14 protein-coding genes are annotated in these 15809 nt (G+C 72.2%); 9 read left to right on the forward strand and 5 right to left on the reverse strand.

Going from position 1 to position 15809, the window contains the following annotated elements; genetic code table 11:
* The first annotated feature begins 73 nt into the window (after nt 1-73).
* From AC0B9F_RS35145 to tyrS, 3 genes are all read left to right on the forward strand, one after another.
* The gene (locus AC0B9F_RS35145; RefSeq protein WP_472009457.1) at nt 74-1597 is read left to right on the forward strand and encodes a TldD/PmbA family protein; all 1524 of its coding nucleotides are present in this window, start codon (nt 74-76) and stop codon (nt 1595-1597) included.
* Entirely contained in the window at nt 1594-2988 is a 1395-nt protein-coding gene (locus AC0B9F_RS35150; RefSeq protein WP_472009458.1) for a metallopeptidase TldD-related protein, read from the forward strand. Before AC0B9F_RS35145 ends, AC0B9F_RS35150 begins: the two co-directional genes overlap by 4 nt.
* Before the next feature lie 92 nt (nt 2989-3080).
* The gene (gene tyrS, locus AC0B9F_RS35155) at nt 3081-4349 is read left to right on the forward strand and encodes a tyrosine--tRNA ligase (protein ID WP_472009460.1); all 1269 of its coding nucleotides are present in this window, start codon (nt 3081-3083) and stop codon (nt 4347-4349) included.
* A gap of 49 nt (nt 4350-4398) precedes the next feature.
* On the opposite strand, the gene AC0B9F_RS35160 is transcribed toward tyrS, so the two are convergent.
* Nucleotides 4399-4683: a GlsB/YeaQ/YmgE family stress response membrane protein gene (locus AC0B9F_RS35160; RefSeq protein WP_472009462.1), complete on the reverse strand. Its 285-nt coding sequence runs from the start codon at nt 4681-4683 to the stop codon at nt 4399-4401.
* Between the two features lie 214 nt (nt 4684-4897).
* Here AC0B9F_RS35160 and AC0B9F_RS35165 point away from each other — a divergent pair, with 214 nt between their 5' ends.
* Complete coding sequence (locus AC0B9F_RS35165; protein ID WP_472009464.1) at nt 4898-5308, forward strand: DUF3099 domain-containing protein; 411 nt, start codon at nt 4898-4900, stop codon at nt 5306-5308.
* A gap of 212 nt (nt 5309-5520) precedes the next feature.
* A complete protein-coding gene (locus AC0B9F_RS35170; RefSeq protein WP_472009466.1) occupies nt 5521-5739 on the forward strand; it encodes a hypothetical protein in 219 nt (72 codons plus the stop codon).
* Nucleotides 5740-5766: 27 nt separating this feature from the next.
* Here the strand turns inward: AC0B9F_RS35170 and moaA are convergent, their stop codons facing one another.
* From moaA to AC0B9F_RS35185, 3 genes are all read right to left on the reverse strand, one after another.
* Complete coding sequence (gene moaA / locus AC0B9F_RS35175) at nt 5767-6756, reverse strand: GTP 3',8-cyclase MoaA (protein ID WP_472009468.1); 990 nt, start codon at nt 6754-6756, stop codon at nt 5767-5769.
* A 190-nt stretch (nt 6757-6946) separates the two neighbouring features.
* Nucleotides 6947-8584 carry a solute symporter family protein gene (locus AC0B9F_RS35180; protein ID WP_472009470.1) on the reverse strand — a complete coding sequence of 546 codons (1638 nt, stop codon included), beginning with the start codon at nt 8582-8584 and terminating at the stop codon, nt 6947-6949.
* On the reverse strand, nt 8581-8937 hold the full coding sequence (locus AC0B9F_RS35185; protein ID WP_472009472.1) for a DUF485 domain-containing protein: 357 nt from the start codon (nt 8935-8937) through the stop codon (nt 8581-8583). Before AC0B9F_RS35185 ends, AC0B9F_RS35180 begins: the two co-directional genes overlap by 4 nt.
* A gap of 268 nt (nt 8938-9205) precedes the next feature.
* Here AC0B9F_RS35185 and AC0B9F_RS35190 point away from each other — a divergent pair, with 268 nt between their 5' ends.
* The 4 genes from AC0B9F_RS35190 to AC0B9F_RS35205 all read left to right on the forward strand — a co-directional run bounded on the left by AC0B9F_RS35190 (nt 9206) and on the right by AC0B9F_RS35205 (nt 14957).
* Nucleotides 9206-10732: a S8 family serine peptidase gene (locus AC0B9F_RS35190; RefSeq protein ID WP_472009473.1), complete on the forward strand. Its 1527-nt coding sequence runs from the start codon at nt 9206-9208 to the stop codon at nt 10730-10732.
* 101 nt (nt 10733-10833) lie between these two features.
* Nucleotides 10834-12369 carry a S8 family serine peptidase gene (locus AC0B9F_RS35195; RefSeq protein WP_472009475.1) on the forward strand — a complete coding sequence of 512 codons (1536 nt, stop codon included), beginning with the start codon at nt 10834-10836 and terminating at the stop codon, nt 12367-12369.
* Between the two features lie 93 nt (nt 12370-12462).
* On the forward strand, nt 12463-13833 hold the full coding sequence (locus tag AC0B9F_RS35200; RefSeq protein WP_472009476.1) for a CoA transferase: 1371 nt from the start codon (nt 12463-12465) through the stop codon (nt 13831-13833).
* Nucleotides 13834-13946: 113 nt separating this feature from the next.
* Nucleotides 13947-14957, forward strand: coding sequence for a CopD family protein (locus AC0B9F_RS35205; protein WP_472009477.1), 1011 nt, complete (start codon nt 13947-13949; stop codon nt 14955-14957).
* A 64-nt stretch (nt 14958-15021) separates the two neighbouring features.
* On the opposite strand, the gene AC0B9F_RS35210 is transcribed toward AC0B9F_RS35205, so the two are convergent.
* The gene (locus tag AC0B9F_RS35210) at nt 15022-15732 is read right to left on the reverse strand and encodes a VIT1/CCC1 transporter family protein (RefSeq protein WP_472009478.1); all 711 of its coding nucleotides are present in this window, start codon (nt 15730-15732) and stop codon (nt 15022-15024) included.
* Nucleotides 15733-15809 lie beyond the last annotated feature (77 nt).

Here is a 15809-nt window from a genome sequence, read left to right on the forward strand (position 1 = left end):
GACCGGGCGGGCGCGACATGATCGGGGCAACGACAGGCCACGACGACAGGTCACGACGACAGGAGAGACCTCGGTGCCTCATACGATCGACGAAGCGTTCACGGCCCTGCCCCTACGCGCCCTCGCCGACGCCGCGCTCGCACGCGCGCGTGCGCTCGGCGCCGAGCATGCCGACTTCCGGCTGGAGCGGGTGCGCAGCGCCTCCTGGCGGCTGCGGGACGCCAGGCCGGCCGGGTCGTCGGACACCACCGACCTCGGGTACGCGGTGCGGGTCGTGCACGGCGGGACGTGGGGGTTCGCCTCGGGCGTGGACCTGACGATGGACGCCGCCGCCAAGGTCGCCTCCCAGGCGGTGGCCATGGCGAAGCTGTCCGCGCAGGTCATCAAGGCCGCAGGGTCGGACGAGCGGGTGGAGCTGGCCGGTGAGCCCGTGCACGCCGACAGGACGTGGATCTCGGCGTACGAGATCGATCCGTTCTCGGTGCCGGACGAGGAGAAGGCCGGGCTGCTGACCGAGTGGAGCCGGCGGCTGCTGGGCGCGGACGGGGTCGACCACGTCGACGCCTCGCTGCTCACCGTCCATGAGAACAAGTTCTACGCCGACACCGCGGGCACCGTGACCACACAGCAGCGGGTGCGGCTGCACCCCGTGCTCACGGCCGTGTCGGTGGACGACTCCAGCGGCGAGTTCGAGTCGATGCGCACACTCGCGCCGCCCGCGGGGCGCGGCTGGGAGTATCTGACCGGCACCGGCTGGGACTGGGACCGGGAGCTCGCCGAGATCCCGGAGCTGCTCGCGGAGAAGATGCGCGCGCCGAGCGTGGACCCGGGGCTGTACGACCTGGTCGTCGACCCGTCCAACCTGTGGCTGACCATCCACGAGTCCATCGGGCACGCCACCGAGCTGGACCGCGCCCTCGGCTACGAGGCCGCCTACGCCGGCACGTCCTTCGCCACCTTCGACCAGCTGGGCAAGTTGCGGTACGGCTCGGAGCTGATGAACGTCACCGGCGACCGCACCGCAGAGCACGGGCTCGCCACGATCGGCTACGACGACGAGGGCGTGGCCGCGCAGTCCTGGGACCTGGTGAAGGACGGCACGCTGGTGGGCTACCAGCTGGACCGGCGGATCGCGAGGCTCACCGGTTTCGAGCGGTCCAACGGATGCGCCTACGCCGACTCCCCCGCGCATGTGCCAGTGCAGCGCATGGCCAACGTGTCGCTCCAGCCGGACCCGGCCGGAATGTCCACGGAGGACCTCATCGGCTCCGTGGACCGCGGGATCTACGTCGTCGGGGACCGGTCCTGGTCGATCGACATGCAGCGGTACAACTTCCAGTTCACCGGTCAGCGGTTCTTCAGGATCGACAACGGGCGCATCACCGGGCAGCTGCGGGACGTCGCCTACCAGGCGACGACCACCGACTTCTGGGGCTCCATGGCGGCCGTCGGCGGCCCGCAGACGTACGTCCTCGGCGGCGCCTTCAACTGCGGGAAGGCCCAGCCGGGGCAGGTGGCGGCCGTTTCCCACGGCTGCCCGTCGGCCCTGTTCAAGGGCGTCAACATTCTCAACACCACCCAGGAGGCGGGTCGATGAGCGCCGCGACGAACAAGCCGCACGAGATCGTCGAGCGGGCCCTGGAGCTGTCCCGGGCGGACGGCTGTGTGGTGATCGCCGACGAGCAGTCCACCGCCAACCTGCGCTGGGCCGGGAACGCGCTCACCACCAACGGCGTCACGCGCGGGCGCACGCTCACCGTGATCGCGGCCGTCGACGGCAAGGAGGGCACGGCGTCCGGCGTGGTGTCCCGGTCCGCGGTGACCGCCGACGAGCTGGAGCCGCTGGTGCGGGCAGCCGAGGCCGCCGCGCGCGGTGCCGCGCCCGCCGAGGACGCGCAGCCGCTGGTCGCCGGGGTCCCGCAGTCCGCCGACTTCGCCGAGCCGCCCGCCGAGACCTCCTCGGCCGTCTTCGCGGACTTCGCTCCGGCGCTGGGCGAGGCGTTCGCACGCGCGCGTGCGGGGGGACGGGAGCTGTACGGCTTCGCCAACCACGAGCTGGTCTCGACGTACCTGGGCAGCTCGACGGGGCTGCGGCTGCGGCACGACCAGCCCACCGGCACGCTGGAGCTGAACGCCAAGTCGCCCGACCGCGCCCGCTCCGCCTGGGCGGGCCGCGCCACGCGGGACTTCAAGGACGTCGACCCGGCGGCGCTGGACGCCGAGCTGGCCGTACGTCTCGGGTGGGCCGAGCGGCGCGTGGAGCTGCCCGCCGGGCGGTACGAGACGCTGCTGCCGCCGACCGCCGTGGCGGATCTGCTGATCTACCAGCGGTGGTCGGCGTCGGCGCGGGACGCGGCCGAGGGCCGGACGGTGTTCTCCAAGCCGGGCGGCGGCACGCGCGTGGGCGACAGGCTCACCGATCTGCCGCTGACCCTGCGCAGCGACCCGCACGCGCCCGGCCTGGAGTCGGCGCCGTTCGTGATCGCGCACTCCTCGGGCGGGGACCAGTCGGTGTTCGACAACGGTCTGCCGGTCCAGGACACCGAGTGGATCAGCCAGGGTGAGCTCAGGCACCTGACCACCAGCCGGTACAGCTCGGGCCTGACCGGGCTGCCGGTCGCACCGGGCGCGGACAATCTGATCCTGTCCGGCGGCGAGGACCGCTGTCTGGACGAGATGGTCGCGAGCACCGAGCGCGGGCTGCTGCTGACCTGCCTGTGGTACATCCGCGAGGTGGATCCGGCGACGCTGCTGCTCACCGGTCTGACCCGGGACGGCGTCTACCTCGTGGAGAACGGTGAGGTGACCGGCGAGGTGAACAACTTCCGGTTCAACGAGTCGCCGGTGGGCCTGCTGGGGCGGGCCACCGAGGCCGGGCGCACGGAAAAGACGCTGCCGCGGGAGTGGAGCGACTGGTTCACTAGGGCGGCGATGCCCGCCCTGCGCGTGCCGGACTTCAACATGAGCTCGGTCAGCCAAGGCGTCTGAGGTGTCGGTGGTCCCCCATAGACTGGGGGGACCCGCCCCTTCGGGGCACTGTTTTTTCTTCGTTTTTCCTTCGTTCGAGGAGACATACGACCGTGACGGACATCGTCGACGAGCTGAAGTGGCGCGGGCTGTTCGCCCTGTCCACCGATGAGGACGCATTGCGCAAGGCTCTCGCGGACGGTCCGGTCACGTTCTATTGCGGCTTCGACCCGACCGCGCCGTCGCTGCACGTGGGACACCTCGTGCAGGTGCTCACCGTGCGCCGGCTCCAGCAGGCCGGGCACCGGCCGCTGGCGCTGGTCGGCGGCGCGACGGGCCTGATCGGCGACCCGCGCCCGACCGCCGAGCGCACGCTGAACGACCCGGAGACGGTCGCCGGCTGGGTGGACAAGCTGCGCGGCCAGATCGAGCCGTTCCTGTCCTTCGAGGGCGAGAACGCCGCGGTCATGGTGAACAACCTGGACTGGACCGCGGGCCTGTCCGCGATCGAGTTCCTGCGGGACATCGGCAAGCACTTCCGCGTCAACAAGATGCTGACGAAGGACTCCGTGGCCCGGCGTCTGGAGTCGGACCAGGGCATCAGCTACACCGAGTTCAGCTACCAGATCCTGCAGGGCATGGACTTCCTGCAGCTCTACCGGCGCTACGGCTGCACGCTCCAGCAGGGCGGCAGCGACCAGTGGGGCAACCTCACGGCCGGCCTGGACCTGATCCACCGGCTGGAGCCGGACGCCACGGCGCACGCGCTGGCGACGCCGCTGATGACCAAGGCGGACGGCACCAAGTTCGGCAAGACCGAGGGCGGCGCCGTCTGGCTGGACCCGGAGATGACGACGCCGTACGCGTTCTACCAGTTCTGGCTGAACGTGGACGACCGGGACATCTCCCGCTACCTGCGCATCCTGTCCTTCAAGTCCCGCGAGGAGCTGGAGGAGCTGGAGAAGCAGACCGAGGAGCGTCCGCAGGCCCGCGCGGCGCAGCGTGCGCTGGCCGAGGAGCTGACGACGCTGGTGCACGGCGCCGACCAGACGGCCGCGGTGATCGCCGCGTCCAAGGCGCTGTTCGGCCAGGGTGACCTCGCCGGTCTCGACGAGCGCACGCTGGCCGCGGCGCTCTCCGAGGTGCCGCACGTGCGGGTCACCGAGCTGTCCTCGGTGGTCGACCTGTTCGCCGAGGTCGGCCTGGTGGCCAGCAAGTCGGCCGGGCGGCGCACGGTCAAGGAGGGCGGCGCCTACGTGAACAACACCAAGGTCACCGCCGAGGACGCGGTCCCCTCCGAGGCGGACCTGATCCACGGGCGCTGGCTGGTGCTGCGGCGCGGCAAGAAGAACCTGGCCGCCGTCGAGGTCACCGGAGCATGAGCGCGGTGCCGGGCCCCGCATCCCTCCGGGGGTGCGGGGCCCGGCGCGTTCAGGCGCGCTGACGCTGCTTGCGGTTCCCCCACATGGCCATGTACGCCATGTCGCCGACGCCCACGATGACGATCGCGGCGACCAGCTGGAACACATGGCGCATCCAGTCGATGCCCGAGGTCGCGTCGACGCCCGCGGCGCGGGCCACGGCGTTGCCGACGATGGCGCCGAGCATGCCGAAGATGGTCGTCAGCCACAGGGGGCTGTGCTGCTTGCCCGGGATGATCGCCTTCGCGATCAGCCCCAGCACGAATCCCACGATGATCGCCCACAACCAGCCCATGGCTGCCTCCTCGTCCCGCTCGACGTGAGCACTACGACGAGTCTCGGGTCGTAGCGCGTACGGCGCATGCCGGGTACCGCCGTACGCGCTACGGCGCAGGTCGTACGCCCCCCACAGGACAGGGACCCGGTCTCGTGGGCGGCACGGGGGCGGCGTACCGTGGACGGTGTCCGGGATGTCCGGGGGAGTCCGAGCGGGCGGGTGGTGGAGTGTGATGCGGAAGCTGCAGCACGACGGCGGCAACACCCAGGTGTTCCGGATCACGGGGGCTCGCACGAGCCTGCAGGACGACGTGCGCGGCCGGCAGCGGCGCTATGTCATCTCGATGACGGTCCGCACCCTGTCGGTGATCCTCGCGGTCTCGCTGTGGAACGTGGAGCGTTACGTCGCGATCGCGGCGCTGGTCCTGGGCGCGGTGCTGCCGTACATCGCGGTGGTGGTCGCCAACGCGGGCCGGGAGAACGCTCCGGGGCTCCCCTCGACGTTCCTGACCACACCGGTCCGGCCGATGATCACGCCGCCGTCGGCCGAGGAGCCGTTCGGCCAGGGCTTCGCGGCACCGGGAGCGGAGCGCGCCGAGCACGCCGAGCGGACCGTCAAGGAGCCGCCCGAGCCGCAGGTGTGAGTGAGGTGCGCACCGGTTGTGCGTGGCCTGTGCGTGAAGCTCAAGAAAAGCTCAGATCAATCCTGTTGTTCCGCTGCCCTGCGACCTGTGGGTCGTGACATACTGCGTACGCGCTCCGCATCCCCCGTCGGAGCGACGGACCGACGCCGGGCAGCTCCCCCCGTGGCTGCTCGGCGTCGCCCTTTGTGCGCCTGTTTCTGTGAGACGAACCTGTGAGTGACGAGACCCCGATCTGTTCTGCCAAGGGCTGCCGCGCGGACGCCGTGTGGGTGCTGGCGTGGAACAACCCGAAGATCCACACGCCGGAGCGGCGCAAGACGTGGCTGGCGTGCGAGGAGCACCGGGAGCATCTCTCCCAGTTCCTCGGGGTGCGGGGTTTCCTCAAGGACGTCGTGAAGTTCGACGAGTGGCAGGCGCCCGAGGGCGCCTGAACCTGTCGCAGCTATCGAGCCCCCCGCCTAGCCCCCGATCGCCGACATCGGCCGGTCCGGCTGGACGAAGCTCGGGTCGTCCAGGCCCGCTCCCGCCTTCTTGCCCCACATCGCCAGGCGCCAGATGCGGGCCACCTCTTCGTCGGGGGCGCCCGAGCGCAGGGCTGCGCGCAGGTCCGTCTCCTCCGTCGCGAACAGGCAGGTGCGGACCTGGCCGTCGGCCGTGAGGCGGGTGCGGTCGCAGGCGGCGCAGAAGGGGCGGGTGACCGAGGCGATGACGCCGACCACATGCGGGCCGCCGTCGACGACCCAGCGCTCGGCCGGGGCCGAACCGCGCTTGTCCTGACCCTCGGCGGTCAGCTCGAAGCGGGTGCGCAGCGAGGTCAGGATGTCCCCGGCGGTGATCATGCCGTCGCGCTTCCAGCCGTGCTGGGCGTCCAGCGGCATCTGCTCGATGAACCGCAGCTCGTAGTCGTGCTCGATGGCCCAGGCGAGGAGGTCGGGGGCCTCGTCGCCGTTGAGACCCGGCATCAGCACCGTGTTGACCTTGACCGGGGTCAGGCCGGCGTCGCGGGCGGCGTCGAGGCCTTCGAGGACGTCCTTGTGGCGGTCGCGGCGGGTGAGGGTCTTGAAGACGTCGGGGCGCAGGGTGTCGAGGGAGACGTTGACCCGGTCCAGGCCGGCCGCCTTCAGGGCGGCGGCGGTGCGCTTGAGGCCGATGCCGTTGGTAGTCAGGGACATCTGCGGGCGCGGGGCGAGCGCGGCGACGCGCTCGACGATGCCGACCAGGCCGGGGCGCAGCAGCGGCTCGCCGCCGGTGAAGCGGACCTCGGTGATGCCGAGGGAGGTGACCGCGATGTCGATCAGGCGGACGATCTCGTCATCGGTGAGCAGGTCCGGTTTGGCCAGCCACTGCAGGCCCTCCTCGGGCATGCAGTAGGTGCACCGCAGGTTGCAGCGGTCGGTCAGCGAGACCCTCAGGTCGGTGGCCACCCGGCCGTAGGTGTCGATGAGCACGTGGGCCCCCTCCCTCGTCGCGGATCAGTCCTGTCACTGGTCCCCAGCTCACCAGTTCCGTCACTTGTGAGCCTACGTGACACCACTGACAGCGACACCAGCCCGATCCCACGACGTAAGACGCGGCCGTGTCGTAGATACCTACCAGGTGCCCACGTCACGGCCGCTCGGAGGATCTGCCGGGGGCGGCTCAGTGGGCTCCGGTGCCGGTCAGCGAGCGCACCTCCAGTTCGGCGTACTTGCCGGTGTCCGGGGTCTCCTTCGACAACAGGGTGCCCACCACGCCCAGCAGGAATCCGACCGGGATGGAGATCAGGCCGGGGTTCTCCAGCGGGAACCAGTGGAAGTCGACGTCCGGGAACATCGACGACGGCTTGCCGGAGACGACCGGGGAGAACAGCACCAGGCCGACCGCGGTGACCAGACCGCCGTAGATCGACCACAGGGCGCCGGCGGTGGTGAACCGCTTCCAGAACAGGCTGTAGAGGAGGGTCGGCAGGTTGGCGGAGGCGGCGACCGCGAAGGCGAGGGCGACCAGGCCGGCCACGTTGAGGTCGCGGGCGAGGGCGCCGAGGACGATGGAGACCGCTCCGATGCCGACGGTGGCCCAGCGGGCGGCGCCCAGTTCCTGCTTCTCGGTGGCCGCGCCCTTCTTGATGACGTTGGCGTAGATGTCGTGCGCGAAGGACGACGACGACGCCAGGGTCAGGCCCGCGACGACGGCGAGGATGGTGGCGAAGGCGACCGCCGAGATGGAGGCCAGCAGGATCGCGCCCCAGCTGGAGTCGGTGCCGCCGAGATGCAGGGCGAGCAGCGGGGCGGCGGTGTTGCCGGCCTTGTTGGAGGCGATGATCTCGTCCGGCTTGATGAGCGCGGCGGCGCCGAAGCCGAGGGCGAGGGTCATCAGGTAGAAGGCGCCGATCAGGCCGATGGCCCAGATGACGGACTTCCGGGCGGCCTTGGCGGTCGGGACGGTGTAGAAGCGGATCAGGATGTGCGGCAGGCCTGCGGTGCCGAGCACCAGGGCGATGCCGAGGGAGAGGAAGTCCAGCTTGGTGGTGCCGGTGGCGCCGTACTTCAGGCCGGGCTCCAGGAAGGCGGCGCCCTTGCCGCTGTTGTCCGCGGCCGAGCCGAGCAGGTCGGAGACGTTGAAGTGGAACTTCAGCAGCACCAGGAAGGTCAGCAGCACGGCGCCCGCGATGAGCAGGACCGCCTTGACCATCTGCACCCAGGTGGTGCCCTTCATCCCGCCGATCGTGACGTAGACGATCATCAGCAGGCCGACCAGGGCGACGATGCCGATCTTGCCGCCGTCGCTGGTGATGCCGAGCAGCAGCGACACGAGGACGCCGGCGCCGGCCATCTGGGCGAGCAGATAGAAGATCGACACAACGATGGTGGAGGCGCCGGCCGCCGTGCGCACCGGGCGCTGGCGCATCCGGTACGCGAGCACGTCGCCCATGGTGTAGCGGCCGGAGTTGCGCAGCGGCTCGGCGACCAGGAGCAGGGCGACCAGCCAGGCGACGAGGAAGCCGATGGAGTACAGGAAGCCGTCGTAGCCGAACAGGGCGATGGCGCCGGCGATGCCGAGGAAGGACGCGGCGGACATGTAGTCGCCGGAGACGGCGAGGCCGTTCTGGAAGCCGGTGAACTGCCGGCCGCCGGCGTAGAAGTCGGCGGCGTCCTTGGTCTGCCGGCCGGCCCAGACGGTGATGACGAGGGTCGCGGCGACGAAGACCGCGAACAGGGTGATGATCAGCGTCCGGTGTTCGCTCGCCTCGCCCGCGGCGAGCGGGGTCACGGCGGCGTGGGCGATCGCGGCTCTCATGTCCGGTCCTCCATACGGGACTTGATGGCCTGCGCCTTGGGGTCGAGCTTGGCGGCGGCGTGCCGGGCGTACCACCAGGCGATGAGGAACGTGGTGAGGAACTGGGCGAGGCCGAGGGCGAGGGCGACGTTGATGTTGCCGACGAGCCGGGTGCCCATGAAGTCGCCCGCGTAGTTGGACAGCAGGACGTACAGCAGGTACCAGGCGATGAACGCGACGGTGAGCGGGAAGGCGAAGGAGCGGTGGGAGCGGCGCAGTTCACCGAACTCCGCACTGGCCTGCATGTGGACGAACTCCTCTTGGGCGGGGAGCGCGGTGGGGGTCTGGGAGGGGGGTGGTGTCTCGGTGGCCACCTGGTTCTCCTCGCGTCGCGGACGGTTGCGGCCGGGGCTCCCGGCACTGCGGGGGCTCCCTGTACAACGGCACGGCGCCACGCGAGGACCGGTTCATTGCTCGCTTTTTCTTTCAGCAGCGTCGCCTTTTCTTTCAGCAGCATCGCCATAGGTCATTGCTGGCCGCCGAGGTGGCGGGATAGCTTCGGCCTGCGCCAACCGTCATGTACCTGCCCGAGGACCACCTGTGTCTCGGGCCGGTTTCGTTTCAGGATGATGTGGAGACCCCATGGCTCATCTGCGCTCCAGACGCCGACTCGCCCTCGCGGTGCCCGTCGTGCTGTCGCTGACCGCCTCCCTCGGCTTCCTGCCGTCGGTGGCGTCGGCGGCGCCGCACGCCGAGGCCACCGCACAGGCGAGCACGGCCGGAACGCTGGCGTACGTCGTCAACACGCGAACCGACCACCGCACGATCGAGTCGGTGCGCCGCGCGATCACCGCGCACGGCGGGAATGTCGTGGCGACGTACGCGCGCATAGGCGTCTTCGTCGTGCACTCCGCCAACCCGGACTTCGGCAAGGAGATACGCGCGGTGCGCGGCGTGCAGTCGGCGGGCGCCACACGCACGGTCCCGCTGAGCGCGGCGGGCACCACCGAAGAGGGCGCGGTCCAGTACCTGTCGAAGGCCGAGGCCGCGAAGGTCACGAAGGGCGCTTCGGCGGGCGAGGAGCCGCTGGAGGCCGACCAGTGGGACCTGCGCGCGATCGGCGCCGACAAGGCGGCGAAGACCGACCCGGGCAGCCGGAACGTCACGGTCGCGGTCATCGACACGGGCGTGGACGACACCCACCCCGACCTCGCCCCGAACTTCTCCCGGTCCCAGTCGGCCAACTGCGTCGGCGGTGTCGCGGACACCAGCGAGGGCGCGTGGCGGCCGTACAACCCGGCCGAGGACTACCACGGCACGCATGTCGCCGGTGAGATCGCCGCGGCCCGCAACGGCATCGGGGTGGCAGGTGTCGCGCCGGGCGTGAAGGTCGCCGGCATCAAGGTGAGCGACCCGAAGGACGGCCTGTTCTACCCGGAGAACGTGGTCTGCGCGTTCGTGTTCGCGGCCGACCACGGGGTGGAGATCACCAACAACAGCTACTACGTGGACCCGTGGCTGTACAACTGCATGGACGACCCCGACCAGCGGGCCATTGTTGACGCGGTCAACAGGGCCCAGCTGTACGCCCAGCGCAAGGGCACCCTCAACGTCGCCTCGGCGGGCAACTCCAACGACGACCTGGACTCCGACGCGCTGGTGGACGACTCCAGCCCGGACGACGCGACGCCGGTGACGCGGACGGTGAACCCGCACGAGTGCTTCGACGTGCCGACCCAGCTGCCCGGCGTGGTCACGGTGAGCGCGACCGGCGTCAAGGGCACCAAGTCGTACTACTCCAGCTACGGCCTGGGCGTGGTGGACGTGGCGGCGCCGGGCGGTGACAAGTACCAGATCCCGGACACCCCGTCGAAGAACGGCCGCATCCTGTCGACGATGCCGGGCAACCAGTACGGCTTCCTCCAGGGCACCTCGATGGCCTCCCCGCACGTGGCCGGTGTGGCCGCGCTGCTGAAGTCCACGCACCCGCACGCGACCCCCGCCCAGCTCCAGGCGCTGCTCAAGGCGCAGGCGGACAACCCGGGCTGCCCGGCCGGGCCGTACGACGGCGACGGGGACGGCGTGGTGGACGCGACCTGCGTGGGCGGCAAGCGTGTCAACGGCTTCTACGGCTTCGGCGTCGTCGACGCGCTGCGCGCGGTCAAGTGACCGGACCTCTCCGGCACTTCCGTACGGCCCCCTCGTCGCGCACGGCCCGCACGGCCCGCTCGTCCCGCTCGTCCCGCGAACGAACTGGAGACTCTCACACCATGACAGCGCCCCACCCGCGCCCCCGCCGTCTCGTGGCGATCCCCGCCGGCATGGCCCTGGCCACCGCCCTGGCGTTCCTGCCGAACGTCACCGCCTCCGCCGCGCCGCAGCACACGGCCGCCGTGGCCGCCGACTCGACCGCGCTGAGTTACGTCGTCAACGTCCCTCCGGGGCACGGCGTCTCGGCACGCGTGAAGCAGGCCATCACCAGGGCCGGCGGCACGATCGTGACGTCGTACGACCAGATCGGCGTGATCGTCGTCCACTCCGCGAACGCCGACTTCGCCAAGACCGTGCGCGAGGTGCCCGGTGTGCAGTCGGCGGGCGCCACGCGCACCGCGCCGCTGCCCGCCCAGTCCACCGGCGACATGGGCGCGCCGAAGGTGCTCACCGCCCAGGAGGTCGCCGCCGCGCAGGCCACCGCCGCGCAGACCGGCGCCGGGCAGGACCCGCTGGAGCCGTTGCAGTGGGATCTGCCGGCCATCAAGGCCGACAAGGCGCACGAGAAGACGCTGGGCAGCCGGGACGTCACCGTCGCGGTGATCGACACCGGGGTCGACGACACCCACCCGGACATCGCGCCCAACTTCGACCGGGCCGCGTCGGTCAACTGTGTGTCGGGCAAGCCGGACACGGCCGACGGCGCGTGGCGGCCGAGCGCGGCGGAGAGCCCGCACGGCACGCATGTGGCCGGGGAGATCGCCGCCGCGAAGAACGGCATCGGCATGACCGGGGTCGCGCCGGGCGTGAAGGTCGCCGGCATCAAGGTGGGCAACCCGGACGGCTTCTTCTACACGGAGGCGGTCGTCTGCGGTTTCGTCTGGGCGGCGGAGCACGGCGTCGACGTGACGAACAACAGCTATTACACCGACCCGTGGTACTTCAACTGCGCCGACGATCCGGACCAGAAGGCGCTGGTGGAGGCCGTCACGCGCGCGTCCCGGTACGCGGAGAAGAAGGGCGCGGTGAACGTCGCGGCGGCGGGCAACGAGAGCTACGACCTCGCGGCGGACCAGATCACCGACCCGGTCTCGCCGAACGACTCCACCCCGGGCGACCGGGTGATCGACCCGTCGAAGTGCTTCGACATCCCGACCCAGCTGCCCGGTGTGGTGACGGTGGCGGCGACGGGCGCGAAGGGGCTCAAGTCGTCCTTCTCCAACTACGGCCTGGGCGTGATCGACATAGCCGCCCCCGGCGGGGACTCGACCCGCTACCAGACCCCGGCGCCGCCGGCCACCAGCGGCCTGATCCTGGGCACGCTGCCCGGGGGCAAGTGGGGCTACATGGCCGGTACGTCGATGGCGACGCCGCATGTCGCGGGCGTGGCCGCGTTGATCAAGTCCACGCATCCGCACGCCTCGCCGGCCCTGGTCAAGGCGCTGCTGTACGCCGAGGCCGACGCCACGCCGTGCACGGACCCCTACGACATCGACGCCGACGGCAAGGTCGACGCGGTGTGCGAGGGCACGAAGAACCGGAACGGCTTCTACGGCTGGGGCATGGCGGACGCACTGGACGCCGTGACCAAGTAGGCGATCAAGAGGGCGGGGGTCAAGGCGACCCCGTCCAGATCCCGTCCAGTCCCTATCCATACGTTGATTCAGTCAATACTGCATAGTGCAGTCATGACTGACCTCATGTCCGCATGGTCCGCGCTGGGCGGCGACCCCGCCCTTCTCGCGCGGACGTCCACCGTGGTGCGGGAGGGCGCGCTGACGGCGCGCCTTCCCGTCCGGGAGCTGGCACGCGCGTGCGTCGGGGCGTGCGCGCTGGCCGCCGCCGAGCTGGCGGCGCGCCGGGCCGGGCTCCGGGAAGTGCCGGCCGTGCGGGTGGACGACGGCGCCGTGGCGGCCGCGTTCAGCAGCGAGCGGCTGCTGCTCGTCGACGGGCGGGCGCCGGTCTCGTTCGCGCCACTGTCCCGGCTGTGGCGCACGGCCGACGGCTGGGTGCGCACGCACGCCAACTACCCGCACCACCGCGCCCGGCTGCTCGCCGCGCTGGGCGGCGTCCCCGACGACGTGAGCGCCGTGGAGACCGTGCTCGCCGGACGCTCCGCCGCCGACGTCGAGGAGAGCGTGTACGCCGCCGGCGGGCTCGCCGTCGCCCTGCGCACCCCCGAGGAGTGGGCCCGCCATCCGCAGGCCGCCGCCCTCGCGAAGCTGCCCCTCGTCGGGCGGGAACGGCTGGACGACTCCCCCGCGCGCGTGCTCGCGCCGCTCACCGGCGACCCCCTGCTGCCCGCCGCCGGGCTGCGCGTGCTCGACCTCACCCGGGTCCTCGCCGGCCCCGTCGCCACCCGCACGCTCGCCCTGCTCGGCGCCGACGTGCTCCGCGTCGACGCCCCCTGGCTGCCCGAACTCGCCGACCAGCACGCCGACACCGGCCTCGGCAAGCGGTCGGCGCTGCTGGACCTGGCGGCCGACCGGGCGGCCTTCGAGGAGCTGCTCGCCGGTGCGGACGTCGTCGTCACGGGCTACCGGCCCGGCGCCCTCGACCGGTTCGGGCTCTCCCCGCGGGCGCTCGCCGCACGCCGGCCCGGGATCGTGGTGGCGCAGGTGTCGGCGTGGGGTGCGCACGGACCGTGGGCCGCGCGACGGGGCTTCGACAGCCTGGTGCAGGTCGCGACCGGCATCGCGGTCACCGAGGGTGCGGCCGGGCAGCCGGGCGCACTGCCCGCGCAGGCCCTCGACCACGGCACCGGGTATCTGCTCGCGGCGGCCGTGCTGCGGGCGGTGACGGAGCAGACGCGGGAGGGCGGCAGCCGGTGCGTCCGGCTGGCACTCGCGCGCACGGCGGGCTGGCTCACGGACGGCGTACCCGACACGCCGGCCGGGCCGCGTCAGACGTACGACGGGCCCGGGCCCTGGCTCACCGAGGCCGGCAGCGCGCTGGGCCGGCTGCGCTACGCGCGGCCCGCCGTGTCGTTCGCCGGCGGCCCCGCCGACTGGGCCCGGCCCTCCGGGCCGTGGGGCGCCGATCCCGCCCGCTGGAGGTGAGCGCACCGGCCGCGAGCGCACGGCGGCCGGACACGCGCGCGCGGGCCGCACGCCGTCCCGCACCCGGCTCTCCTCGACTTGCCCGGTTCTGTACGGCTGGTGAAGATCTTGAGGTGAGCTTGATACGACCGACCTCCGAGGTCGCCGACGCGGGCGGCTCCGAGCGGCGGACCGGCGCGGGCCGGGCCGCCGCCGTCCTCGTCCTGGTGGCGCTCGGGGCGCTGATACCGCTGCTGGGACCGTCCGCCGCGCTGCACGGCACCGGGGAGGCCGCGGCGCCCGGCGTGGCGGGCATCGCGCTCCTGCGCACCGTGCTGTTCGCGGCGCTGGCCGTTCCGGTGGGCGAGCTGTTCACCGGCCGGCTCGCCCGCCGGGTGCCCGGCGCGGCGGGGGTACGGCCGCGCCGCTGGGCGCCGTACGCCGCGGCCGCCGGTTTCGTCGCCGCGCTGGCGCTCGCCTCGGTGGTGGCCACCGGGAATCTGATCCCGCACGGACTCGACCAGATCGACGTGGGCGGCCTCTACCAGTCCCGGGACGGCAAGCTCGCCCTGCTGGAGGTGAACGCGTTCCTGGTGGCCGGGCTGTGCGCCCTGTCGGGGCGGCCCGGCAGCCAGGTGTGGCCGCTGGCCGCGGTGGTCGTCGCCGAGGCGCTGCGCGCCCACCCGGCGACCGAGCACACCGCGCTGCTCGGTTCCGCGCTCACCGTGGTGCATCTGACGTGCGCGGCGCTGTGGACGGGCGGTCTGCTGTCCGTGCTGCGCACGCTGCGCACCTGGGGCGGCGGTGCGGCCGGGGCGGCGCTGCTGGGGCTCTACGCGCGCGTGGCCGTCTTCCTGCTCGCCGCGATCACCGCGACCGGGGTGTGGAGTTCGCTGCGCCGCATGCCGCTGGGAACGATCGTGGAGCAGCTGACGGTGACGGCGTACGGGCGGACCCTGCTGGCCAAGGTGCTGCTCGTCGCCGTCGCCGTCGTGCTCGCCCTGGTGGCGCGGACGCGGCTGCGCCGGGCCGCCGACCCGCTGGCCGCGTGCGCGCCCGCGCGGGCGGAGGTCGTCGCGCTGGGAGCCGTCGTCGCGGTATCGGGGCTGCTGACCGCGCTGCCGCTGCCGATCCGCTGGTCCTAGCGGGTCCGTCGGTGACGATCACCTCCAGAGCCGGATGCCGGGCTCCCCGGACGGGGCCGCCTCGTCAGACGCCGGCCGCCCCCAGCAGCGCCCCCGCCGCGTAGGTCACGCCCATCGCCAGCGCGCCGCCCGCGACGTTGCGCAGCACTGCCCGGCCCGGGCGCGCGGCGCCGAGGCGGGCGCTGCTCCACCCGGTGAGCACCAGGGCGGCCAGGACGCAGACCACCGTGACCACGAGCCGCCAGCCGGCGGGCGGCAGCACGATGGCGAGCAGCGGCAGCAGCGCGCCCACGGTGAACGCGAAGAAGCTCGCCCACGCCGCGTGCCAGGGGTTGGTCAGCGCGTCGGGGTCGATGCCGAGCTCCACGCGCGCGTGCGCCCGCAGCGCGTCCCGTTCCGTCAGCTGCTGGGCGGCCTCCCGCGCCACCTCGTACGACAGCCCGCGTTCCTGGAGGAGTTGGGCCAGCTCCTCCAGCTCCGCCTCCGGCTGCTCCCTCAACTCCCGCTTCTCCAGGGCGAGGGCGGCCAGCTCGGAGTCCCGCTGGGTGGACACCGACACGTACTCGCCGGCCGCCATCGACATGGACCCGGCGAGCAGCCCGGCCAGGCCCGCCGTCAGCAGGGCCGCGCGGTCGTCGGTGGCTCCGGCCACGCCGACGACGAGACCGGCGGTCGACACGATGCCGTCGTTGGCGCCCAGTACCGCCGCCCGTAGCCAGTTCAGCCGCTCCCCGAGCGCGCCGCCGTGGGCTTCGTCATGGTTGGAGTCGGTCACCTCCGGAGCATGGCACCCGGCGCGGCGGCCGGGAACACCGACCCGCCGGGCCGTCGCGGAGGGCGAACGCGGAGAAA

It is taken from the genome of Streptomyces sp. NPDC097129 (genome assembly GCF_055668065.1).